The 23,593-nt window shown below is 46.5% G+C and carries 18 protein-coding genes and 1 pseudogene; 7 read left to right on the forward strand and 12 right to left on the reverse strand.

Features of this window, described 5'->3' with window-relative positions:
• Positions 1-46: 46 nt before the first annotated feature.
• Entirely contained in the window at positions 47-556 is a 510-nt protein-coding gene (locus J2Z65_RS31720) for a tetratricopeptide repeat protein (RefSeq protein WP_167052640.1), read from the forward strand.
• Here J2Z65_RS31720 and J2Z65_RS31725 read toward each other — a convergent pair whose 3' ends face one another.
• Entirely contained in the window at positions 557-1,084 is a 528-nt protein-coding gene (locus tag J2Z65_RS31725) for a GrpB family protein (RefSeq protein WP_167052642.1), read from the reverse strand.
• A gap of 50 nt (positions 1,085-1,134) precedes the next feature.
• On the reverse strand, positions 1,135-2,397 hold the full coding sequence (locus J2Z65_RS31730) for an FAD-binding protein (RefSeq protein WP_167052644.1): 1,263 nt from the start codon (positions 2,395-2,397) through the stop codon (positions 1,135-1,137).
• 276 nt (positions 2,398-2,673) lie between these two features.
• On the opposite strand from J2Z65_RS31730, the gene J2Z65_RS31735 reads away from it, so the two are divergent.
• Complete coding sequence (locus J2Z65_RS31735) at positions 2,674-3,483, forward strand: polysaccharide deacetylase family protein (protein ID WP_167052646.1); 810 nt, start codon at positions 2,674-2,676, stop codon at positions 3,481-3,483.
• An 11-nt stretch (positions 3,484-3,494) separates the two neighbouring features.
• Here J2Z65_RS31735 and J2Z65_RS31740 read toward each other — a convergent pair whose 3' ends face one another.
• The 3 genes from J2Z65_RS31740 to J2Z65_RS31750 all read right to left on the reverse strand — a co-directional run bounded on the left by J2Z65_RS31740 (position 3,495) and on the right by J2Z65_RS31750 (position 7,220).
• Complete coding sequence (locus J2Z65_RS31740; protein WP_167052648.1) at positions 3,495-4,739, reverse strand: D-alanyl-D-alanine carboxypeptidase family protein; 1,245 nt, start codon at positions 4,737-4,739, stop codon at positions 3,495-3,497.
• A gap of 198 nt (positions 4,740-4,937) precedes the next feature.
• Entirely contained in the window at positions 4,938-6,161 is a 1,224-nt protein-coding gene (locus tag J2Z65_RS31745; protein ID WP_167052650.1) for an MFS transporter, read from the reverse strand.
• A gap of 33 nt (positions 6,162-6,194) precedes the next feature.
• Complete coding sequence (locus J2Z65_RS31750; protein ID WP_167052652.1) at positions 6,195-7,220, reverse strand: ROK family transcriptional regulator; 1,026 nt, start codon at positions 7,218-7,220, stop codon at positions 6,195-6,197.
• Between the two features lie 203 nt (positions 7,221-7,423).
• On the opposite strand from J2Z65_RS31750, the gene J2Z65_RS31755 reads away from it, so the two are divergent.
• Positions 7,424-7,762: an ArsR/SmtB family transcription factor gene (locus tag J2Z65_RS31755; RefSeq protein ID WP_167052654.1), complete on the forward strand. Its 339-nt coding sequence runs from the start codon at positions 7,424-7,426 to the stop codon at positions 7,760-7,762.
• Positions 7,763-7,780: 18 nt separating this feature from the next.
• The gene (locus J2Z65_RS31760; RefSeq protein WP_167052656.1) at positions 7,781-10,072 is read left to right on the forward strand and encodes a heavy metal translocating P-type ATPase; all 2,292 of its coding nucleotides are present in this window, start codon (positions 7,781-7,783) and stop codon (positions 10,070-10,072) included.
• A 70-nt stretch (positions 10,073-10,142) separates the two neighbouring features.
• On the opposite strand, the gene J2Z65_RS36000 is transcribed toward J2Z65_RS31760, so the two are convergent.
• From J2Z65_RS36000 to J2Z65_RS31780, 4 genes are all read right to left on the reverse strand, one after another.
• Entirely contained in the window at positions 10,143-11,426 is a 1,284-nt protein-coding gene (locus tag J2Z65_RS36000) for a M48 family metalloprotease (protein WP_167052658.1), read from the reverse strand.
• A gap of 98 nt (positions 11,427-11,524) precedes the next feature.
• A complete protein-coding gene (locus J2Z65_RS31770) occupies positions 11,525-12,496 on the reverse strand; it encodes an SDR family NAD(P)-dependent oxidoreductase (RefSeq protein ID WP_167052660.1) in 972 nt (323 codons plus the stop codon).
• 130 nt (positions 12,497-12,626) lie between these two features.
• Positions 12,627-13,148: a TetR/AcrR family transcriptional regulator gene (locus tag J2Z65_RS31775; RefSeq protein ID WP_167052662.1), complete on the reverse strand. Its 522-nt coding sequence runs from the start codon at positions 13,146-13,148 to the stop codon at positions 12,627-12,629.
• A 144-nt stretch (positions 13,149-13,292) separates the two neighbouring features.
• Positions 13,293-13,772: a nucleoside deaminase gene (locus J2Z65_RS31780; protein WP_167052664.1), complete on the reverse strand. Its 480-nt coding sequence runs from the start codon at positions 13,770-13,772 to the stop codon at positions 13,293-13,295.
• A gap of 163 nt (positions 13,773-13,935) precedes the next feature.
• Between J2Z65_RS31780 and J2Z65_RS31785 the strand changes: the two genes are divergently transcribed.
• A complete protein-coding gene (locus tag J2Z65_RS31785; RefSeq protein WP_167052666.1) occupies positions 13,936-14,835 on the forward strand; it encodes a LysR family transcriptional regulator in 900 nt (299 codons plus the stop codon).
• 143 nt (positions 14,836-14,978) lie between these two features.
• The gene (locus J2Z65_RS31790; protein WP_167052668.1) at positions 14,979-17,300 is read left to right on the forward strand and encodes a helix-turn-helix domain-containing protein; all 2,322 of its coding nucleotides are present in this window, start codon (positions 14,979-14,981) and stop codon (positions 17,298-17,300) included.
• Between the two features lie 77 nt (positions 17,301-17,377).
• Here the strand turns inward: J2Z65_RS31790 and J2Z65_RS31795 are convergent, their stop codons facing one another.
• Genes J2Z65_RS31795 through J2Z65_RS31805 form a run of 3 tightly spaced genes read right to left on the reverse strand, consistent with a single transcriptional unit; the run spans position 17,378 to position 20,317 of the window.
• A complete protein-coding gene (locus tag J2Z65_RS31795) occupies positions 17,378-18,394 on the reverse strand; it encodes a glycoside hydrolase family 130 protein (protein ID WP_167052670.1) in 1,017 nt (338 codons plus the stop codon).
• A 36-nt stretch (positions 18,395-18,430) separates the two neighbouring features.
• A complete protein-coding gene (locus J2Z65_RS31800; RefSeq protein ID WP_167052693.1) occupies positions 18,431-19,342 on the reverse strand; it encodes an ABC transporter permease subunit in 912 nt (303 codons plus the stop codon).
• Positions 19,343-19,372: 30 nt separating this feature from the next.
• A complete protein-coding gene (locus tag J2Z65_RS31805) occupies positions 19,373-20,317 on the reverse strand; it encodes an ABC transporter permease (RefSeq protein WP_240159479.1) in 945 nt (314 codons plus the stop codon).
• Between the two features lie 476 nt (positions 20,318-20,793).
• Between J2Z65_RS31805 and J2Z65_RS31810 the strand changes: the two are divergent.
• A pseudogene (locus J2Z65_RS31810) lies at positions 20,794-23,567 on the forward strand (alpha-mannosidase).
• Positions 23,568-23,593 lie beyond the last annotated feature (26 nt).

Below are 23,593 nucleotides of genomic sequence, written 5' to 3' on the forward strand. Positions count from 1 at the left end.
TGGGTTCATCTAAAATAGACAGCCAAACTCAGGAATGGTGATTATAATGACAAGAAACGAATTAAGCAAACTAATTGAACGGCGTGAAGAAGGTCGAGCCAAGCAAGATCAAGTGATCTTAAGTGAGGTTCGAGATCAGTTGTTAGAATTGCTTTCCGAATACCCGGATGATGCGGAAATCAACTACCAAACCGGGATCGTGCATGATAATTCCGGTCTTGGACGTGAGGCCATTCCATATTATGAGCGTGCTCTTACGCTGGGCCTAACTGGCCCTGACCTAGAAAGATGCCTGATGGGTCTGGGAAGTACATACCGCTACTGGGGGTACTACCAGAAAGCTGTTGAGACGTTACGCAGAGGTGAGAGGGAATTTCCAGAGAATCGGGCAATTCAAGTATTTCTCGCCATGGCCCTCTACAATAGCCAAAATTACAAAGAAAGTGTTGAACTGCTGATCACCAATTTAATGGAAACTACTTCAGATGCAAAACTTCATTATTTTAAACGCGGGATTTTGGCATACAACGAAGACCTTGATGAAACTGCTGAATAGTTAGCCTAACTCCCCTTGCGCTGAGTGCCAATTTAGCGCATTTCTTTCCAGCTCTTTCACAAATGCATCCTTCCCGTCCATATAAGCCTCAATTTCCTTTGGGAATCGTTTGGCGAGGCTTTCTTTTAAATCTCCATAACGATTTGCTTCATCGGGATGTGTTCGGAGGTAATCCCTCACCGCCAGATGACGAGTGATATCTTCCTTGTTATCTCCTTGAAAGACATGTACTTGATGCGTGCGATTATCCCCGCCTTTTCGGAAATATCTTCTTCCCTTCATGCCAAGCTCGCCCATACATTCGTAACCAAGACCTGTCATTTGTTCGTTAAACAAATCGATTTGTTTGATATCTTTTACTACTGGCATGATATCAATGATTGGTTTGGCTTTGAGCCCTGGAACAGATGTGCTGCCTATGTGATGAATGGCAATTAACTCATTTCCGAAAATATCTTTTATTTTTTGAGACTCCTCATCAAACTTTTGTTTCCAACTATCCTTGTATTCTGTAACCACAACATTCATCGAATAAACCTCCTCAAGGCGAAATATAGTTGCCGAGGCATTTGCCAAATTTAGTTCTCGATCACATATTTCGTCAAAAAGTCGTTACGAAACTTTCCGTGTGGATCACAATGAAGGACCAGTTGTCGGAAGTCCGGCAGCTTCTCATATAGCGGCTTCAACTGAGCGGGCTGCATGGTAAACAGCTTCGCCCAATGCGGACGAGCCTGGAAAGGCGCAAGTTGCTTTTCGATCATCGGCAGCACTTGTTTGACTGCCTCCCAATTCGGTTTCCACGTAAAATGAATAGCAACCGAATCCTGCTTGTAATTAGGACTCATCCACAAATGATCTTGTGCAATCGTACGAACTTCAGAAACATACAGGTGTGGCGAGATCTGCTCCCGTATTCCATTAAGCGCATTCAATGCCCGATAGGCCTCTTGCCGCGGCACGTAATACTCGCTTTGCAGCTCCTCTCCAGCACTCGGAGTGAAATCCATGCGAAAATGCGGCAATCTCTCGTGCCATGGTCCCGCAATACACATCTGCTCACTGCAATTTTCCGCTGTATGTCCTGGCACTGGATGTCGAGGTGAAGTTGCTAATTGCGCACCGAAAAACTCAGGTTCCACCTGTTCAGAGTCTTGATCCGTCAGTTTCCGCTTTATCCAGACTTGATTGAAATTCGCATTCTTCCAATCAGTGAATAGACTTACGCTGTAAGCACTGGAAAAAATATCGTCAAAGTGCTCATTTAGCTGCTCGAGAGACAGATTATCGTAAACATGTTGACTCATTTGAAATGTCGGGATCACATCCAGTGTAATTTTAGCGACTACGCCCAATGCTCCAAGCCCAACTATTGAACCTGCGATGTTTTGTTGCTCACGGGAGAATACAGCCATGTCGCCTGACGCCTGAACGATTTCCATAGAATCAACCACGGTAGCAAGATTGCCATTCCGATCACCAGAACCATGTGTTGCCGTAGCGCATGCACCAGCAACCGTTATGTGCGGCAGCGACGCCAAATTGTGAATCGCGTAGCCATGGTTATGAAGATACTCACATAGCTCTCCATACCGGATTCCTGCTTCAACCGTTACCTTATTTTTCACAGTATCTAGTGCTATTACACGGTTAAGGTTCTGAAGCGAAAGAAGAGCTTCGGTACAATCCGCGATGCTGTTAAACGAGTGCCTTGTGCCAAGCACCTTGATGTGCTTATTGCGAGCCACTAACTCCTGTACTTGCTCCACACTTGTCGGATTATGGAGTTCAGAAGCGCTATACTTGTAATTCCCAGCCCAATTCCACATATTTTCCTTCATTTCATCACACACCTTCGAAAGTATTTATTGAAAATTTCGATATTGGACAACAGAAATCCTTGTAAAATGTAGGTGTATTGTTCATATGTGCTTAGGATTAGTAGCCATAATTGACTTATATCAAAATAAAAACTCTCATTAGTCCTATATTAAAATGAACTAGATGTTGGCGTAGAACTTCAGGAAGTTCTTTCACAAAATGGACACTAAGCCCTAATGAATCTCTGATATATAATTAGGAATGACCCTTGATTTGATTAAAGAGAGGATACACCCATGAATAGGTCAAAATATGTACTTATCTCGTTTCTATTACTTACCTTAACTACAGCTTGTGCAGCAAATGATAAACAGGCAAATACTTCAAAAGTTGTGCCATCTCCTGCAGTTGCTGGTACGACAACTCCAGATCTAGATGTGGGGCATCCGCCATCCACGACGCTAATGAATAACAATGTGAAAGCACTGTATTATGCAGGTCCCGAACAGGGAAAACAAGTAGCACTTACTTTTGATGATGGGCCTGATAATCATTACACCATGCAAATCTTAGATATACTTAAAAAAAATAACGTTAAAGCCACGTTTTTTATTGTAGGTGAAAATGCGAAAGCCCATCCTGAAGTTGTGAAGAGAATTGTGAATGAGGGACACGTCATTGGGAATCACTCTTGGGATCATTCCGATTTCACTAAAATAAGTAACGAAGAAATGAATCAAGAAATAAACACAACGCAAGATGAATTGAATTCCATAGTTGGTTTCCGTCCAACTTTGTTCCGGCCACCCTTTGGGGCTCTTAGCAGCTCTGAAATTAAGACCATTACTTCAATGGGACTAAGCATCGTCGATTGGTCAGTTGATACCAGGGATTGGGCTGGAACGTCAACACAACAAATTATGAGAAATGTAAAAAAAGAATTGAAACCAGGTGGAATCATTTTACAGCATTGTGCAATCGGAAAGAAAGAGAGTTTATCAAATACAGTGAAAGCCCTTGAACAATTAATCCCCCTCTTAAAAAATGAAGGATATACGTTTGTGACAGTACCAACTCTTTTATCCCTGCCTGAATCTCAAAAATAAGCCCCCATTATTCAGGCATCATAGTTTTTCTGAGTGTATGTTGAAGTTAACTTTTGTTGTTTGCGCTTTTGCATTAGAATGAATGAACCAAGTGCTAAGAGCAATAGGCCAGCAATCACCAAAATTGGCCAATTTGTTGATGATGATTGACTTATCCCTTTGGTGATTGGGGCAGTATCAACTTGAATGACTTCTTTGGCGGACACAATTGGAATTTGCATCAGCATCTCCCCATTTTTTTTAATTTGATAATCGCCAATCACCTCGCCGGCCGCGATCGTTTTCTTCCCACTTTGCCACGGCGTAAAAACTGGCGAATACGTATAAACAGCAGCATCACCTTTTCGTTTGGTCAAAACATATGAATTCCCCAGTACACCTAGAACGTTCTCACCATAAAAGGTTGTCTCACCGGCGATATCCCCTTTCTTAAACATCTGCTGTACATCGAGGTGGTCGAGTCCATAGTTTCCTATCGTTTGCACGTCTTGATATTCATTTCCTCGCGATGATTTCATGACAACTGCAATGACCGTTTTATTGTCTTTTTTCATATATTCAATTAACGTGTTTCGAGCTTGGTTAGTAAAACCTGTTTTCCCTCCTAATGCTATTGGATTCTGAAAAATGAAGCTGCGATCTTTTATAAGTACAGTCCGCTGGTCCGTCTTCACCTCTGTCTTCTCGGTTCCCATTGCTTCCATGATGGCGGGATATTTCATAGCTTCTTTGGCAAGCAGAGCCATATCAAAGGAAGTTGTATAATGTAGGGGATCATGCAGACCGTTAGGTGTAACGAAATGCGTGTGTGTCATGCCGATCGACGCTGCTTTAGTATTCATCATCGTGGCAAAAGCGGCTTCATCGCCTCCAATATGTTCGGCTATCATCATTGCTACATCATTGGCCGAGATCACGAGCAGTGCCCTCAAGGCTTCTTCCTTTTGCATCTTCTCACCGATCTTCATATTGAACACAAAATTGCTGACTTCTTGCTGAGTGGCTTTTTTACTAGCCGTCATCCATTCACCGTCCCCCACATGATCTTCTAAGAGAATGGCGGTCATAAGCTTCGTTAGGCTGGCAGGAAATGCTTGTTCATCTTTGTTTTTTTGATAAAGTACCTCTCCTGTCGAACTATCGATCACAACACCTGTGCCGCTATAATTAGCCGGAGGACTGGTCTCTCCATAAGCGATTCCAACTGGGCCCAGTATTGCTGTGATCATTGCGATGATGAAGACCACTTTCTTCATTACATTTCCTCCCGAATATATCAATAACTATATTAAGATACGCAAGTATTTGATTTCCGAACTTTCACGAAATTTATTATATGCTTAGTTCCTTAAAAACAAATGAAAGCAAAAAACTCCCCATTTCAGGGGAGCTGTGCTCAACCGCGTTATATGTACGCCAGAAAGTCCAATCCTTTCTTAGTACTTATTAGAGCGTTAATAATTAATGCCATTAGATTTAGTTTGATTGCTCAAAATATGGTTTACTTTCTCTGCACTCATCATCATCAAAACAATAAAAGCAAGCACAATAAAAGGGAATAAATCTATGGTCGTCTGTGTAGCGAGCAATCCAAAGAGCGGAGGCAAAAACGTGGTTCCCGTATACGCGACTGCCATCTGATATCCCATTAGCTTGGCGGAATTTTCGCGACCGAAGCGTGTAGGCGTTTCATGAAGCAGAGCAGGGTAGATGGGAGCGAGCCCAAGTCCAATAAAAATAAGCCCTATCAAGAATAGTTGAGGCAGCGGAAGCAACAAGATTAGTCCACCCGCAATGGCAATCATCTGACCGCACCGGATCAACACACGATTATGGACTCTCAGAGTAATAAACCCTGTAATCAGTCTTCCAATCGTTATTCCACCATAGTATAAAGATATCCACCCGGCAGCTGTCTCGGCTGTCATATTTCTTGCACCGACCAGATAGCTGGACCCCCATAATCCGACAGTGGATTCAACCCCACAATAGAACAAAAAAGCGATAAGTGTCTGTTTAACACCTTTGATCTGGAATACGTTAGCTTTGGAACTAGCTGCTGGCTGTATCAACTCTCCGATCTGGTCTTGTGGAGTCTTACTATTCAGACGCTCAGCCTCCCTAATAACAGCGACACGTTTCCATAGGGGGAGCGTAACGAACAATACAATAGCGAGTGTGAACTGTATCATAGATACCGTTGTATAACCATCTCTCCAGGAGTTATGTTCAGCAATAAAAAATGACATAATAATGGGTCCCAGAGTTGCCCCTACACCCCAAAAACAGTGCAGCCAGTTCATGTGATGGGCTTTATAATTTTCAGCTACATAATGATTTAGTGCCGCATCAATGGCACCTCCGCCTAAACCAAGAGGAATAGCCAGAAAGACAAGCCAGACCATCGAAGGTGCCATAGAGAACCCAAGCAGCGCTCCTGCAGTAAGGCAGCAGCTGATCAGAGTAACTTTACCCGTCCCCAGTCGCTGAACCAAGCTCCCACTTACTAGACTGGAAACGATGGTTCCTCCTGCCACAATCATCGACAAGATCCCCGCGAAGCCAAATGAAGCACCCATGTCGGGCCGTATCACGGGCCACGCCGATCCCAGCAGAGAATCAGGAATTCCTAGGCTAATAAACGCCAGATAGATAACAACTAAAAACATGGTTGCCATCGTACCACTCCTTCTAGAGAGTATTATTGTTGTCTAGCAACAATCCGCAATCATCAGATTAAGTGCTAAATGCTGCAAGCCGGTCAAGTAATCTTGTCTCCAATTGCTAATCAGGAGCTTTGGTAAATGTATTTGCGGGATATAGGCCGAACTTCGATCTGCGATTTTAGCCAAAAGCACTTCGTCTACCTCATCATCGCAGAAAACAACTGCCCGAGGGTTAAGGATGGCTGCGAATGTGGCGATTAATCGAGCGACTGCATCAATCTGACTGTCTTCAGCAAATAAAATCCCGCGATTACGCTTCTCCATTTGCAGTGCTTGGTGGAAAGATCGATTATCGTACTGAGGTACAAAAGAAATCTCACCCGAGAAAAACGTGCTGCCTCGCACGACATCACCATTGATCATAATTCCGGAACCCGGTCCGTTCTGACCGAAATATAGGTAAACCAGCGATTCGTTCTCTATCTCGAAGTTCGACGCATAGCCAAGCACCGATGCATTCATATCATTTTCGACTACGACCGGTATTTGGAATCGGGATTCAAATTCTCCTTTCAAATCATAGTCAATGAATTGCTGATATGGCGGGATAAAGATGATTTTCCCATTGTTAACGGCCCCAGGCACTCCGATAGCGATGGAACGAAGCCTTGGATATTTCTCAATTAGCGATTCAATAAGGTCCGCCAGCAGTTGAACATCTTGTTGTAATACGCTTGGCTTTGTTCCCTGCTCTTTGACCTCCCCAATACAATTAAATATCGAATAATTGGTTTCGTTCTTTTCTATGAAAATAGCTAATCCCAACATGTACTCCGGATCATAGGAATACCGCTTTGCCCTTCTACCTCCGTTGGAATCATCATCGCCTGTATAGCTGATTTCCCCGTCCTTTTCCATCTGAGCCATAAACTTGCTGATCGTTGGAAAGCTTATCCCCAACCGCTGACTGAGCTCCACTTTCGTAGCGCTTCCCATAATAATGAGTCCCGCGCGGATACGATGAATTAACGGTTCCCTCATCTCTTTCGGCGTCTTAAACACGTTCGTCATGTAGATCAAAGCCTTTCATCTAAATAGTCGTCCCACTTATTAAAGTAATTTAATAAGTCTAGATCATCTTAGCAGAAGTTGCATGTAAGGGCAATACGAGTTTTAGTTTTATTCGGCTGTTTTTTTTTATTGACACACATATTAGATATCGCTAATATAATTCATATTAGTAAATGCTAATGTGACAATGGAGGTCTTGCCAAATGGTAAAAACAAGTCATGAAGTCAAAGCTAAGTTCCTGCGTGGATTTAGTGATAAAACAAGACTTCAAATACTCGAAAGCATTAAGAACACTGAAAAAACAGTATCGCAAATTGTGGATGACCTTAAGGGGAACCAGTCCAATATTTCTCAGCATTTGGCTTGTCTAAAAGGCTGCGGCATTATCGTTAGCCGGCAGGAAGGCAAATTCATTTACTACAGTTTAAGAAGCGAACAGATCTCTCAACTTCTGGATATTATGGAGGCCGTTTTCACTCAAGTTGAGGAAGAAGTCGCTGCCTGCGAAAAAAATGATGAATTGGATTGTTGCTCTAAATGATAAAGGAGGAACCCCAATATGAACAAAGATAACGAACAGCATGGTACGGATACGACTTGTAAGGATGAGTGCTGTTCTGATAAACCTAAAGAACTAAAGTTTGTAAAAAGCCTCAATCTCAATAACGTAAATAAAGTCACTTCACCATCAAAAGATACTTGCTGCAGCACGCACGAGACCAGCCAAGAAGTAAGCAATGAAACGATTTCTGAAGCAACGGGACATAAGAGTGAATTTATCGTTAACGGGATGGATTGCAGTTCCTGTGCGTTAACGATTGAAAATCACCTTAAGATGAATTCCGCCGTAAGGCATGTAGCTGTCCATTTTGCCTCGGGGAAAATGACCATTGAACATGATAATACTGTAGATGAGATTATCAAAGAAGTATCAAGAGCTGGCTACAAAGCATCCTTGGTCTCAAATAGACGAGCTCGCGAAATAAAGAAAGATAAATCAGGCATAAACTCCGTTGTCTTATCCGGTGTCTTGCTTCTGTTTGGTTTTCTTGGATCCTACTTTGATGTTCCGCTTACACTAATAAACTTGCTCTATGTGATAGCCATCATACTCGGTGGCTATAAGCCGGCGCGAAGTGCCTATTACGCTGTTAAAAGCCGTTCTTTGGACATGAATGTACTCATGACAGCTGCGGTGATTGGTGCGGCAGCGATTGGGGAATGGTTTGAAGGCACAACCGTTGTATGGCTATTTGCCTTAGGAAATATGCTTCAAGCAAGTTCAATAGAAAAGACTCGCAACTCGATTCGAAGCCTAATTGATCTTGCTCCATCAGAAGCTTTTGTTAAGAACGGTCAACAGCTTGCTAGAAAGCCTGTAGAAGAGATTGCGGTTGGAGAAATCATCGTAGTTAAACCTGGCGATAAAATTCCGCTTGACGGAGTCGTAATCAGTGGGGAATCAAGCGTAAACCAGTCGCCGATTACTGGCGAATCCATTCCGGTTGATAAGCACATTGGTGATCCCGTCTATGCAGGAACAATCAACGAGCATGGGTCATTGGAGATTACCGTTACAAAATTAGTCGAAGATACGACGATATCCAAGATCATTCACCTGGTTGAAGAAGCCCAAGAACAAAAAGCGCCAACGGAAGCTTTTGTCGATAAATTTGCTCGTATCTATACGCCAATCGTATTCATTCTAGCCCTTGCTGTTATGGCTTTCCCACCGCTCTTTAGTCCTGGGACTTGGGGAGAGTGGTTCTATAAGGGGTTAGAATTACTGGTAGTGGCTTGTCCTTGTGCATTGGTGATTTCAACACCGGTAGCGATTGTATCCGCGATCGGAAATGCGGCTAAGAATGGTGTTTTGATTAAAGGCGGTGCCTTTCTGGAGATTGCTGGAAAGCTGTCTGCGATTGCCTTTGATAAAACGGGTACGTTAACCGAGGGAAGACCTAAGGTTACTCAAATTATCCCCTCGGGGACAACACAAGATGAGCTGTTGGCCATTGCTCATACGTTAGAAGAATATTCCGCTCACCCCATCGCCAAGGCTGTCGTTGATTATGCCAAAGAAAAGGGACACTCCCCTCGTGAAGGTTATAACTTTAGAAATCTGATGGGGAAAGGCGTAGGAGCGATTATAAGCGGACAGGAGTATTTCGCTGGTAACCTTAAATTGTTTCAAGAGTTACACAGCCCTCTTGGTGAATTGGAATCACACATTCGATCCCTTCAACAAGAAGGCAATACGATTGTTATCGTTGGCACAAAAGATAACATACTCGGTGTAATCGCTGTTGCAGATATCGTTCGGGAGACGTCGGTTCAAGCTCTTCGCGACCTTAAACGTGTTGGGATCCATCATGTCGTGATGTTAACAGGCGATAATGAGGGCACGGCAAAAAAGGTTGCTTCACTGACAAGAGTAACCCGATACTCTGCTGAACTGCTGCCTGAGAATAAAGTGACTGCTATTAAGCAGCTGCAAAACGAGGGGCATATCGTTGCAATGGTAGGAGACGGAATCAATGATGCTCCAGCCCTTGCAACGGCCGATCTAGGTATCGCAATGGGTGGGGTCGGAACGGATACGGCAATGGAAACGGCCGACATTGTGTTAATGGCCGATAATTTAGAGAAGCTTCCCCACACAGTTAAACTTAGCCGTAAAGCGATACAAATCATCAAACAAAATATATGGTTTTCACTGATCATTAAGGCAGCAGCCTTGATGCTCATTTTCCCTGAACTGCTTACCTTATGGATTGCAGTCATCAGTGATACAGGTGCCGCGTTAATTGTCATATTGAATAGTATGCGGTTATTAAAGGTCAAGAAATAACATTCACTCTGCTAAAAATCCCCCTCATGCCATAGAGTGGGGATTTTGTGGTTTTGCTGCTATTTAATTTTTACTGCAGTAATACATATCTTTTATAATAATCGATCAGTTTGTGTTCCATAGATGATCTTAATTTATCTAACTCAGAATGCAGCTGTTCAAAAGTTTCCTTTTCCATTCTGTATGACGGTTCATCGTGTTCTAAGTTAGAGATGAAGGAGACTCGGTTTGCAGTAGGAGGATGTGTTGCATCTAGCCGTGCTCCAGCCTTTACAGATGCTCGCTGTAAGCGTTCCATTTCCCTTTGCGGTAAAATCCTGATTTGCTCTTTAAAATCATCAAAAAAATGATCTGATCTCTTTGAGTTGATTACTTTTAAAATTGTAAATTCAAACATACCGTCAAGATGCAGCTTATTTAATAGGGATATCGTGGCCTTAGGACTTGCCGTCTGAGCGGCGAGCTGATCGGCTAAATATTCAGCACGTTGCGAATCTTGCCAAAATAGATGACACAAAATATGAAGTAGAAAATAAATGAAATGCGATAATGCAAGCAGAACAAGATTAGCAAAAAACATGAAAAAAGCAAGAACCCGATAACCGGGATCCCAAAGCCGATCCGGTCGTATAACAGTATACCAGTAAGTTAACGTGTAAAAAGCGGAGCCTACCCAGTAACTCCTATTTTGATCCCCATTGATACCATGAGCTAACTCGTGTGCAATTAATGCAGTTAATTCTTTTTCATCAAGAATTTCTATCAGCGGCAGTCCTAAAGTGATTATTTTTCTCCGCTTCAAACCAATCTCTCTGTAAGAGGCGTTAAACTTTTCGTTTATCACAACGCCGTGCACATTTTCTGATCCCATTACTTTGGCGATATCATCCATTACGCGATAAAGGGCAGGAAATGCGTCTCTTGCCAGCGGCTTTTCATTCAATTTATGAAAGCGAGGTCTAGTTACCCACGAAAATAGCAGTAACAGGCAACCCAGTATCAGAATAATGATATTTGAGTAATTGAAAACTACCAGAAGCAGCCCACTTATAAAGAGAAACAAACTGAACAAATGAATAACAGAGGCAAAAAGGTAGGTGAACAGGCGAAACCATGAAAAAGTAGTGCGTAAGCTGCCTTTATTCAGCATTGTCTGCAATAAACCCGAACCCATTTTCTCGCCAACCTGCAAATACGTACGTTCAAAAGCATTTTTGGGGTTACCTTTTTTGTCATCAGCCTTTAAATTCCACTCACATTTATCGCACCATGTAAGAAAGCCTTTGTGAACAGGAATTGTTTCCTGACAATTTGGGCATATGGTTGTTTCCTGTATCTGAATGTTCGTACTCACGAGTAAATTATTCCCTCCCTTATCATTTATAGTTAATTATATTAAATATAAATAGATATGAATATAAACAATTTACTTTGTTATTAATCAATCAATAACTAATATTTAAAAGATAGCTTACTCCCCTGTAATGCCAACATCGTCGAGGTAATCCCCTCCTGAAACGGCGTCGCGGTGATCGGTCCGATAAACCGTTTGTATTTATCTCCACTAAGCGTAAGCGGCTCTTCGGTTAAGTAAAGCATCTCGACGACCTCTTTCATAACGGGTATGCCCATGCCAAGCAGCGATAAACCTATTTTTTTCAATGGAAAAACCGGACTACCATGACCGGCTGCCGCTTGAGCAATCCGCACAATCTCCCGCCCCGAAATAACCCCGGCTCCTGGTATATTCCAGTTTTGCCCATAAGCGAAGTCTTTGCAGGCCAGCTCGGTAACCATCTTAGCTGCATCCGGTAAATAGATGAATTCCCGCGGAACGTGCATGTTGCCAATGAAAAAGGCCATTTTCCCTGCAGCAATCGCTTCTAAGGTTGAACCTAAATACGACGCTTCATTAGCCGTAGGACCGTAATAATCGGGCAAGCGAACAATCATGACCTTTGCGTTACTCCACCGCTCACTGAATAACATTCGTTCGTAATCCAGACGAACTTTTCCTTTTTTCGTATGGGGCTGTTTAGGATGCTCTTCTGTGACAAGATCCATCTGTTTTTTTCCATAAGGATAGATCCCGTCAATCGCTACTACTTTAATCGCAAGTCGTTCCGCTGCTTCCATCACCGATTCGCCTAACGGTATTAACTTGGCCGCCATCTCATGATAAGGTACGTTCGCGCAATGGAATAATACGTCTGCGCCGCCTGCCTGAGCGACAATATCTTTCGAACACATTGCATCCCCTTCCGCAAGCATCAAATGTGTGGGATTCCCCAGACTGTTAGCCAACATTTCCAGTTTTTTAAGTGAACGCCCAAAAGCAATTGTACTTACACCGCGTTTGACCAGTTCTTCCGTTATCGCTGCTCCCGTTCCGCCCGTTGCTCCAATTACGATTGCTTTTTTCATGTTTCTCATCCTCACTCCTTGTTTGTTATTGATCAATCACTAACTTAAAATTATCATATCACCCTGTTATTGATTGGTCAATTACTAATTTAGAGCTTCTACCGTGAGGAAGACCGTTTTATCGTTTCCCTCACGGTTCCTTTAATTCGGGCATGCCAATGGCTTCTGCAATGTTGCATAACATCCCTCTTGCCAGAAATAGCATCGTTCGTTCTTCAGCATTCATGATCTCTGCCTTGCGGAAAGCTTCAAGTACGATTAGACGCACTTCCCGAAATCCACTCCGCATGGTTTCGCGGATAGAATCTTCCTGGATTGTCTGTGCTTGCATCTGAAGAAATACTTCATTCCGGTAACTTGCCAGAATTTCCTCGTAGGCCGTAATCAAGTCTGTCTCGAGCTTCTCCGGGGAAGCGGACTCAACAACTTGGCGGAAGGATTCAATAATGCGCCCCCACGAGACTTCCAGTGCAGTCATCAGAAGTGCTTCTTTTGTTGGGAAGAATCGGAAAATATAAGGTTGCGAGATAGCCGCCCGCGCAGCGACCTGTGCTGTAGTTGCCCGATAATAACCGATCTCGGCAAACACTTCGATTGCGGCGGAAATAATATCTGATCTGCGGTTAACGGCGGTCGTTGCGTCTTTAGCCATGAACACTTGACTCCTCTGCAGCTTATTAGTGATTAATCACTTCCTAAAAAGTATACTGGATAATGAATGAAGCTGCAATTCATCATTGATCCAGACGGTAACATAGTGGTAGTGCTAATTGGACAAGAGGACGTAATGACGGGCTCACCGTCTCATTTCGTAGAACTGGCGGTGGAGCTCACGAACTTGCTCCGCGAGTTCAGGTACAGGACCGTCTATGTCAGTGTCACGAATGACGTCTTGGATCGGAAGATTGCGGACACGCGACGCAGCAACCCCCATTTCACTCAGCCATTGTGCCAACTGTTCGGAAGAGCTCGCATACACAATCCGGCCTAATCCAACCCAGCCGTGGGCCGCAGCGCACATCGGACAGTGTTCGCCCGAGGTATAAACGGTTGCCTTCCCTCGTTCTTCCTCTGTCATGTTGCTGGCTGCCCAACGCGCCAACGCAAACTCCGGATGCTGGGTATGGTCGCCGCCGGCAACATGGTTGTGATCCTCCGCAAGCACTTGTCCGTTGGCTGAGACAAGGACTGAACCGAACGGTTCATCGCCTGCCTCCAAAGCAGCCTTTGCAAGTTCAATACAACGTCGCAGATACTTCAAATCAGTGTCATTCATCTTCATTGAGCCTCCTCATATACGTTAATCAGCAGACAATATCTGCCGCTTGTGGGTTCTTCTTTCGATATACATATGTTAACATGTAGACATTCAAACGAAAAATATATATAAAATTAGTTTTACTTAGCTTTTACATATATAAGTAGGAGTGACCGCGACGATGGACATCAGACAACTGCGATATTTTATAGCGATTGTGGAGGAACGGACGGTTTCTGCCGCTGCGAAAAGACTTCATCTCTCACAACCGCCATTAAGCCAGCAATTGAAAGCAATGGAAGAGGAACTCGGCACCTTCTTGGTGGAGAGAACCGGTAAGTATTTGAAAGTAACCGAAGCTGGAAAAAAGCTGTATGATTATGCTTTGCAAATGGTGCAATTAATGGAAGAAGCCAAACTCGAAGTGAAAGAAGTTGGCATCGGGAAAAACGGTACGCTGACGATCGGCGTAAATACATTTTCGGTTGCAGAGCTGCCCGAAGTGCTTCATCAATTTCAAACACAGTATCCCAAGGTGACATACAAAATTCAGCAAAGCGAATCCGCTCATCTATGTCAATTGGTAAGAAGCCGGGCCGTCGAGCTGGCGTTCATTCGAATGCCACTGGAGCTGGGCGATGATTTATGCTTTCTCCACCTCTATACCGAGCCGTTCTACTTGATTACCTCGAATAAGCAGAAACAGTTCGCTCATGATGTATCGCTTGCTGACATTCAAGACCTTCCGCTCATGCTGCCTAGCATTCAAGGATTAGGCGTACATTATTTAATCCTGGAAGCATTCTCCCAGCTCCATCTGCCTCCCAACATAATGGGCGAATGCTCCGACATTTCGCTTTTGATGAGTTTGATTTCTTCTGATTTTTGTGCGTCGATCGTTCCGGAAACGCTGCTTAAAAGGCACAAAGGATATGAAGTAAATATTCATAAAATATCCGAGACAGCGAAGATGTCTTCCCCTGTCGGACTCATATGGCTAAAAAATCATCGTTTATCCAACACTGCACAGAACTTTATCGATTTAATAAAAAAGGAAGGCATGCAAAGCCATGATGGATAAAAAATAGACCTATATCCCACAAAGCAAGCCTTCTCCCACTTCCTTTACATGAAATCATTTTTCATCCATAATGAGAAGACTTATATCATTGCTACATTTCGTATGTCCATTTACACCTAGAATGCGGGAGAGGGAGCGCCTTCATGTCAAAATTATCCTTCCAGTCGTCCGTCGTGTCCAGCTTCCGAATGTCTTGGAACAACTTCAAATCGAAGCTGCTTCTTAAATATGTATTATCCTACATCCTGATGTTCCTCGTTCCCTTAACCGGGGTTACGGTTTTCATCTATGAAAACGCAATCAACGACTTGCGCAGAGAGATCGAGCAGACCAACGTCAATCAGCTGATTCAAGTTAAATCAACGATTGACGAACGAATGAACGAGCTGCAGCAAATTACGAGCCGCATCGCTTACGATAAGCAGCTCAGCTCCTACATGGTGCATCATCCATACTATGAGATGGAAGCGATCGACGCCTTGGGCAATTACAAGGCGAACAGCAGCATCCTTGAAGACTTGTTTCTGTACTTTCATCACGATGAAAATATTTACTCGTATCGCGGATTAACGAATGTTCATGTAGCGTTCGGAAATTTGTACCAATACAGTAATTGGAGCAGCGAACAAATATTTCGCGATCTGAACGAGATCAAACAGCCGATGATCCGCCCGGCCGAGAATGTGAACGTTAACTCACGAAAAGACTCCATGCTGACGTTGCTTTTCCCGATCAAGCCGAACGATCTCTACCCCACGGGCACTGTCGTTTATCTGGTGGATGAGACGAAACTAACCGGCGTGATGGATACCATGCTCAGCAACTTCTCCGGAAACAGCTATATTTTCACCCAGGACGGACAGCTTCTTACCTCCAATAACCATGGGAACGCGCTTCCGCAGCAGGTACTGGAATCCTTATCCTCTCTGGAACCCGGCATACACAGTATGAAGCTCGACGGCGTCCAGCACTCCGTAGTTTCGGTAAAGTCAACAGAGAACAACTGGAATTATGTAGCCGCCATTCCAAGCTATCAATTCTTTAGTAAAGTGGTACATATCCAGACATTGTTCCTCCTCGTATTCTTTATTACGGTCTTATTCGGCATCATGGTAGCCATCATATTGGCTAAGCGGCAATATCATCCGATTCAGGATTTGATCGAGTTCACCAAACTGAAGAGCCCGAACTACGACATGACCAGGAACGAATGGGATTGGATCAAGCAAACGATTCATGAATACAGCTCCCGTATCGACACCCAGGAGCCATTCGTCCGCAATCAGTGTCTCCTAATGTTGTTCAAGCACGGCAAGCCGGATGATCCGGAAATCGAGCGCATGGTAGCGAGCGCAGGGCTGGAATACCCGCACGGAGAAGGATTATACATATCCCTTATCCTTGCCTGGGACGACAACCTCGAAGGCGAAGAGTCCTCGAATATTCGGCAGCGTCTGCAAGAGATGCTAAGCGAACTTGAGTTTCCGGATCTGCAAGCCCGCGTGTATGGCGTAGAATTTTCGACGAAGGACCAACTGGCTCTGCTCGTCTCCATCCCTGCGGAAACTCAGGAGCCGGCTCGGGCGCGGATTGAGAAGGTTGTCGAGGCAATCAAAGTCATGATCATCGACAAAGCACCGATTGTGCCTTATCTCGGTGTCGGAATGCCCTATCCGGACCTCGCCAGTATCAACCAATCGTTTATCGAGGCAGCTACGGCGATAGACAACCGGATTCTGGGGTCTAACGGTCGGGTGACCTACTTTGAGCAATTGCAGGATATGATCGCATCGCCGACGGAAGCTTACTGGATTCCGAAGAAGTTAATGCTCAAGCTGGAGCAAAGCTTGAAGCAGGGCAACGAAACAGTAGCCACTCAGGTCATTGCCGATCTGATCGCCGAGATCAAAGAGGCCGCCGTACCCGCTGCATTACTGCGCTGCATCTGCTTCGATCTATTGAACTCTCTGCTGCGGACAGCTCATGAACTGGGGGTCAGCGAAGTGTTCGCCGGCATTCAGAGCTTCTCTGTCTTCGAAACGCTGGAGGAGCTTGAGGCCCGATCAACCTCCCTAGCGGTCAGCATTTGTCAGCAGGTCGAACGCAATACGGAAACCGATCAGCCTTCCTTAATTGAAGATATCGTCGCCTATGTCGATCAGAAGTTCGCCGACTACACACTCAGCCTTGAGCATGTCGCTTTGAAATATTCCGTCTCGATCTCCTACCTGAGCCGCAGCTTCAAAGAGAAAGTGGGCCATAACTTTACGCAGTATATCTGGCAGAGAAGAATGGACCAAGTCATTCGGCTGCTTGTAAATACCACCGCTCCGTTGAAGGAAATCATCGAACAGGTCGGCTATCTGGACGCTCCGAACTTTATCCGCAAATTCAAAAAAGAAACGGGCTACACGCCGGGACAATACCGCAAATTGTACTCCGCTCCCAAGAAGGAGTCGGAATAACCCGCACCCGCTTCCAGCACAAAAAAAGCTTGAATCCTCGATGAAGAGGACTCAAGCTTTTTGGCATGATGGCAGATTTATTGAGGCTCGTTAAGAATGTAGTCCACCAGCTCGTCCAGCGGCACCGTGGCCAAGGCGATTGCTGTGTCCGTCACTCCGTAGTAGATGTAGAGTAATCCGTCCTTCACAACATTGCCCGTCGGGAAGATGACGTTCGGAATTTGGTAGCCGAATTTCTCATAATAGGTTTCCGGCTCCATGATGAAGTTCTTCGTGCGGGCAATAACCTTCTCCGGGTTATCCAGATCCAGCAGCAGCGCTCCCATACGATATACAATCTCGTCATCTACGCCGTGGTAGAGCACCAGCCAGCCCTTATCGGTTTTGATTGGTGGCGTAGAGCCTCCGATTTTCCGTGATTCCCAAGCCGGGTTCTCGCCCTTGGCCAGCAGCTTCGGCTCTTCCCAGTGAATCAAGTCTTCCGAATACGTAATCCACATCGCAGCCTTTTCCGTGCCGTATTCTTTCCCGACATATTCCTCCGGACGGCGCAGCATGACGAACTTGCCGTTAATTTTCTCCGGGAACAAAATGTTGTCGCGATCATTGATCTCCAGCGGAGTCGTGTCCGCCACAAACTCCCAGTCGATTAGATTGGTCGACTTGGCGATCGAAGAGCGCGTCCGCCAATGGACTTCCTGCTCGCCCCAACCGTCGGGATACGACGGGAATGATCTCTCCGGAACGCCGCGATTGGTCGGATAGTAATTCATTGCACACGGACGCAGCGCGTAGTTCATGTAGAAGGTGCCGTCGATTTTAACCAGACGCGGGTCCTGTACGCTTCCGTACGGGAATCCGAGCTCGTCAGGCGTCAGTACAGGCTCATCCTTCACATGAGTGAAGTTCACGCCATCCTCACTCTCCAGCAAGCCCAAGAAATTTTTACACGGGGTCAGAGAGCCCGCCGTGCGCTCGATCATGTAGAACTTGTCGTTGTCGATGATAACAGCAGGATTGAACACTGTCACTTTGCGCCATTCGTAGCCTCCCGGAACGACAATCGGGTTGTTGGGGTGTCTTGTGATTTTCATGTGTATGGCCTCCTAGGTTATGTTGGTATACTGCAGCTAGCCTTTGACCGAACCGATCATGACGCCTTGCACAAAATAGCGCTGCAGGAATGGATACACCACAACGATCGGCAAGGTGGACACGATAATGACCACATACTTCACAAGTGCGGCAATCTCGGCCTTATTATTCATTGCGATAGCCATGTCACCGCTGACCGCAGCACCGGTGGTCTCGGCAGACATCTCTTGCAGGACGAGAATTTGACGCAGCACCATTTGCAGCGGGTATTTGGTCTCGTCATTCAGGTAAATCAGCGCAGGGAAATAACTGTTCCAATGGCTCACGCCGTAGAACAGCGCCATTACCGCAATAATCGGGGCGGATAACGGAATAATGATAAGGCCGAACAGTTTGAAGTTCGTGCAGCCATCCATATATGCCGCCTCATGAAGCTCCTTGGGGATGCTGGACTCAAAAAACGTGCGAGCTACGATGATATTCCAAACTGAGGCCGCTACCGGCAAAATTAATGCTCCGATGGAGTTCATCAATCCAAGGTTTTTCACCAGCAAATAGGTCGGAATGAGACCGCCGTTAAAGAACATCGTGACCAGAAACATACCCATGAAAAACTTGCGACCTACAAAGTCCGACCGACTGAGCGCATAGGCAGCCGGAAGCGTAACGACGAGGTTCAGTAAAGTACCCATAACGGTGTACAGGATCGTATTGCCATAACCGTTCCAAATCTTAATATTGTCGAACACAAGCCCATAGCCTTTAAAATTAAGTCCCTTGGGAAACAGCCACATCTCACCGGAGCTTACGTACTGTGGATCACTCATCGAGGCGCTGATAATATACAAGACCGGGTATAACACCACGATCAGAGCCAAGGATAAAAACACATAGTTCATCATCAAAAAAATCCGGTCTCTCTTAGTCTCCTTCACTGCAGTGGCAATAGACATAGATGACTCCTCCCTTCTTTCTGTCTACCATAGGCTCGTTTCGCTCGTGCGCTTGGCAATCTTGTTGACGGTAATTAGCAGGACAGCGTTAACCAGCGAGTTAAACAGGCCTACGGCTGTCGAGAAGCTATATTGCGCGCTGACAAGCCCTGTTCGATAGACAAATGTAGAAATTACGTCGGACGAATTTATGTTAAGCGGGTTTTGCAGAAGCAATACTTTTTCATAACCCACGCCCAGAATATTGCCCACGTTCAGAATCAATAAAATAGTAATCGTCGGCACGATCGTCGGAAGATTAATATGAATCACTCGCTTGAAACGGCTCGCTCCATCGACAATGGCCGCCTCATGCAGCTGCGGATCTACGCCTGACAGTGCCGCCAGATAAATAATTGTACCCCAGCCTGTGTTCTGCCAGACGCCGGAAAAGACGTACACGGTTTTGAACCAGCTCGGGTCCGTCAAGAAGGCCGGTGACTGGATACCGAACAGCTCTATCAGCTTCACGATGATCCCTGTCGACGGAGACAAGAAGGTAATGACCATCCCCGCCATAACGACTACAGAAATAAAGTGCGGTGCATACGTAATCGTTTGCACGCTTTTCTTGAAGGAACCATTCCGCACTTCATTAAAAGCAAGAGCCAATATAATGGGAAGCGGAAAGCCGATCGCAAGCTCATAAAGGCTTAGGCTGAGTGTATTCCACAATAAATCCCAGAAATAGTAGGAATGAAAAAAGCGTTCAAAATGTGCGAACCCTACCCAGTCACTCCCCAAGATGCCCTTGGACGGCGTGAAATTTTTGAAGGCAATTTGAATCCCGTACATCGGTCCGTATTGGAAGATCAGGAAATACAAAAAGGCTGGGGCGATAAATACGTACAGCTCCCAGTTTTTCATCATTCTCGATCGAAGTGCACCACTGCTTGATGCCCTCGTGCTTCTTGCTGTCTGCCCACTCATTGTTTTCATTTCCTCCATCCTCTCCTTTCTCTGCTTTTTTGGTTGCTGCTAACGCTTACAATCGTCTTCTAAAGTGTAGAGAAAACCTGGGGCTTCCGTAAATATGTCAAATCTGCATTGTCATTCTCCAGATTATCGGCACGTTGATCGTCAAGGAAATATCCACATCCACTCCCTACCGGCTGACGGATCGACCGAATTGTCACGGTTGGTCGAATTGTTATTTTTCCGGCGGCGCTATGTCGTTTTTTCGTGCAATTATTCGCGTGCAATTTATACATATTGTCAACCGCAGCAAGATGTGTGAATCTGTCTACGAAGTTGTAAGGCTGGGCCTGTGAATCCGGGCCTTATGCCCTGATGCGTTTGAACGCGAAACCAATCCGAAAGCAGGGATAGCTGCGCTCTTATCACGGGTAACCCGGCAAGCCTGGGGCAGCTTACTCTTTCTTTATTACAAAGGAGGCTTTTATTCTATGACAAGGAAAGCGGCTCATCTGATCTCCCACAGTCACTGGGATCGAGAATGGTACATGCCGTATGAGCGCCATCACTACCTGCTGACAGAACTGATGAACGATCTGCTGGACGTGCTGGAGCAAGACCCTCGGTACCGTTATTTCCATCTGGACGGACAAACGATTATTATCGAGGACTATCTGCAGGTTCATCCTGAAAAAAGAGAGCAGCTGGAAGCCTACATCAAGGGAGGCCGTATCATTATCGGACCTTGGTATGTCCTGCAGGATGAATTCCTGACCAGCTCGGAAGCGAATGTCCGCAATCTGTTGATCGGGCATCAGGACGCCGCCAAGTACGGCGTCATCTCCAAGCTGGGATACTTCCCTGACTCCTTCGGCAACATGGGGCAAGCGCCCCAGCTGTTAAAGCAGGCGGATATCGATACGGCAGTGTTCGGACGCGGCGTAAAGCCTACTGGCTTCGACAATGTCGTCATCGATACGAACGGCTCCGGCTATGAATCACCATACTCGGAGATGTACTGGTCGGCTCCAGACGACTCCACGGTGGTCGGGATCTTGTTCGCCAACTGGTACAGCAATGGGAACGAGGTTCCGGTCGAGGCCGAAGCGGCGAAGGCATTCTGGGACAAGCGTCTCGGAGATGCCCAGAAATACGCGTCCACACCGGAGCTGTTGTTTATGAACGGCTGCGATCATCAGCCGATCCAGCGCGATCTGGGCGACGCTATCGATACCGCCCGATCCCTGTACCCGGATGTGGAGTTCATACACTCCAGCTTCGAGCAATATATAGACGCGCTCAAGAAGCAGCTGCCTGATAACATGGTGACCATTCAGGGCGAATTGCGCAGCCAGCATACGGACGGCTGGGGCACGCTGGTTAATACCGCGTCTATCTCAAACAGTTGAACCAGCTCGGACAGACGCTGCTGGAAAAAGGCGCGGAACCGCTGGCTGCGCTGGCCCATCTGGCAAGCGGTAAAGCCTACCCGCATCAGCTTCTCACCCATGCTTGGAAGACGCTAATGCAGAACCACCCGCATGACAGCATCTGCGGCTGCAGTGTAGACGAGGTTCACCGCGAGATGGTCACGCGCTTCGACAAGAGTCGGCACTTGGCCGAGACGATTGTCGACGAAAGCCTGCAGGCTATCGCCGGACAAATCAACACAGCAGGCGTAATTTCCTGGCCGGAAGGCAGTTTGCCCGTCACAATCTATAACATGACCGGCTGGGAGCGTACGGGCACTGTCCGTATTGAGCTGATCGCCGCCAAATCCTACTTCAAAGAGGGACCGAATCCGCCGGCAATCGCGGAGCGGCTGGCCCAGGCTCCTTTGAACCTGGACAAAGGCGTGCTTCTGGACGACACAGGGCGAGCCATCGCAGTCAAGGCGGAGGATCTTGGCGTGCACTTCGGCTACGAATTGCCGAAGGACAAGTTCCGGCAGCCTTACATGGCACGCAAGATCGCGCTGACCTTCGAGGCACAGCAGGTTCCAGCGCTTGGCTTCAAAACGTGGGCTTGGATAAGCGAGCCATCTGCGCAAGTCGAGCCCCCGCACAGCCCGCTTGTCATAACGGAGTCCGGCATGGCCAACTCGCATATCGCGGTCCACATCCATGCAGACGGCACCTATGATATTCTCGACAAGGCGACAGGCCATACCTACGAAGGTTTGGGCGTGTATGAGGATTGCGGCGATCTGGGCAACGAATACGTCTTCCGGCAGCCCGACGGGGATATCGGATTGACGACCAAAGACCTCAAGGCTCAAGTGAAGCTGGTCGAGTCCGATCCTTATCGCGCTACGTATGAGATCAAGCATGCCTGGTTCATTCCTGCCTCTGCTTCAGAGCTGTTCGAGGAAGAGAAGCGGAAAATGGTTCCATTCCGCAAGCGTACCGCTTCGCGGTCAAACGACCTGGTATCGTTTGAGTTGACCACCCGCATTAGCCTGGAACAGTCCGGCAAAGGCGTGCAAGTGTCCGTGTTCTATAATAACCAGGCCAAGGACCACCGCCTCCGGGTGTTGTTCCCTACGGGACTGACCGCGTCGACACATCTAGCCGACTCGATCTTCGAGGCTGCCGAGCGTGATACGATGCCAGCCAAGGAGTGGATCAACCCGAGCAACGCGCAGCATCAGCAAGCCTTCGTCAGCGTATCGGATGACACGCTCGGACTAACGGTCGCCAATAAAGGGCTGAACGAATACGAAGTCCTGCGCGACGGCAAGAACACGATCGCCGTCACTCTGCTCCGCAGTGTGTCCGAGCTGGGAGACTGGGGCGTATTCCCGACGCCGGAAGCTCAATGTCTGGGCGATCACTCGGTCGAGTTCGCGATCTATCCGCACGCAGGCACTGCGATTCAATCCGGCGCCTTCGCCGCAGCGTATCAATTCCAGTCGCCATGGTTCCACACGCTTACGCCGGGTCAGCAGCAGGGCTCGCTGCCAGCTGCTTATCAAGCGCTGACTTGGAGCGGCCCATCCCATGCTCTATCTGCCTTCAAGATGTCCTTGGACCATGACGACATTATCGTCCGCATGTACAATCTCGCTCACGAGGCTGAGCAGGTGACGTTGAATCCTTCCTTCCCGGTCGCTTCGGCTTACCGGAGCGACATTCTGGAACGCAGGCACAATCCAGTCGATCTCGCGGACGGGCTGATCCGTTCCATGGCAGGCAAGTGTGAGATTATTACCTACGCCCTTCAGCCCAATCAGCCCAATCAGTCCAATCAGTCCAATCAGTCCTAAATCTAATGCCATAGGAGGAATATAAC

Origin of the sequence: Paenibacillus aceris (assembly GCF_017874035.1) — a bacterium.
In the GTDB taxonomy this organism is placed as follows: Bacteria; Bacillota; Bacilli; order Paenibacillales; family NBRC-103111; genus Paenibacillus_E; species Paenibacillus_E aceris.

Coding starts and splice junctions, on each gene's coding strand:
- J2Z65_RS31755 (WP_167052654.1), top strand. CDS start 7,424: ATGGTAAAAACAAGTCATGAAGTCAAAGCTAAGTTCCTGCGTGGATTT.
- J2Z65_RS31725 (WP_167052642.1), bottom strand. CDS start 1,084: ATGAATGTTGTGGTTACAGAATACAAGGATAGTTGGAAACAAAAGTTT.
- J2Z65_RS31740 (WP_167052648.1), bottom strand. CDS start 4,739: ATGAAGAAAGTGGTCTTCATCATCGCAATGATCACAGCAATACTGGGC.
- J2Z65_RS31720 (WP_167052640.1), top strand. CDS start 47: ATGACAAGAAACGAATTAAGCAAACTAATTGAACGGCGTGAAGAAGGT.
- J2Z65_RS31790 (WP_167052668.1), top strand. CDS start 14,979: ATGTCAAAATTATCCTTCCAGTCGTCCGTCGTGTCCAGCTTCCGAATG.
- J2Z65_RS31780 (WP_167052664.1), bottom strand. CDS start 13,772: ATGAATGACACTGATTTGAAGTATCTGCGACGTTGTATTGAACTTGCA.
- J2Z65_RS31730 (WP_167052644.1), bottom strand. CDS start 2,397: ATGAAGGAAAATATGTGGAATTGGGCTGGGAATTACAAGTATAGCGCT.
- J2Z65_RS31760 (WP_167052656.1), top strand. CDS start 7,781: ATGAACAAAGATAACGAACAGCATGGTACGGATACGACTTGTAAGGAT.
- J2Z65_RS31770 (WP_167052660.1), bottom strand. CDS start 12,496: ATGAAAAAAGCAATCGTAATTGGAGCAACGGGCGGAACGGGAGCAGCG.
- J2Z65_RS31735 (WP_167052646.1), top strand. CDS start 2,674: ATGAATAGGTCAAAATATGTACTTATCTCGTTTCTATTACTTACCTTA.
- J2Z65_RS31785 (WP_167052666.1), top strand. CDS start 13,936: ATGGACATCAGACAACTGCGATATTTTATAGCGATTGTGGAGGAACGG.
- J2Z65_RS31775 (WP_167052662.1), bottom strand. CDS start 13,148: ATGGCTAAAGACGCAACGACCGCCGTTAACCGCAGATCAGATATTATT.
- J2Z65_RS31750 (WP_167052652.1), bottom strand. CDS start 7,220: ATGACGAACGTGTTTAAGACGCCGAAAGAGATGAGGGAACCGTTAATT.
- J2Z65_RS31805 (WP_240159479.1), bottom strand. CDS start 20,317: ATGAGTGGGCAGACAGCAAGAAGCACGAGGGCATCAAGCAGTGGTGCA.
- J2Z65_RS31745 (WP_167052650.1), bottom strand. CDS start 6,161: ATGGCAACCATGTTTTTAGTTGTTATCTATCTGGCGTTTATTAGCCTA.
- J2Z65_RS31795 (WP_167052670.1), bottom strand. CDS start 18,394: ATGAAAATCACAAGACACCCCAACAACCCGATTGTCGTTCCGGGAGGC.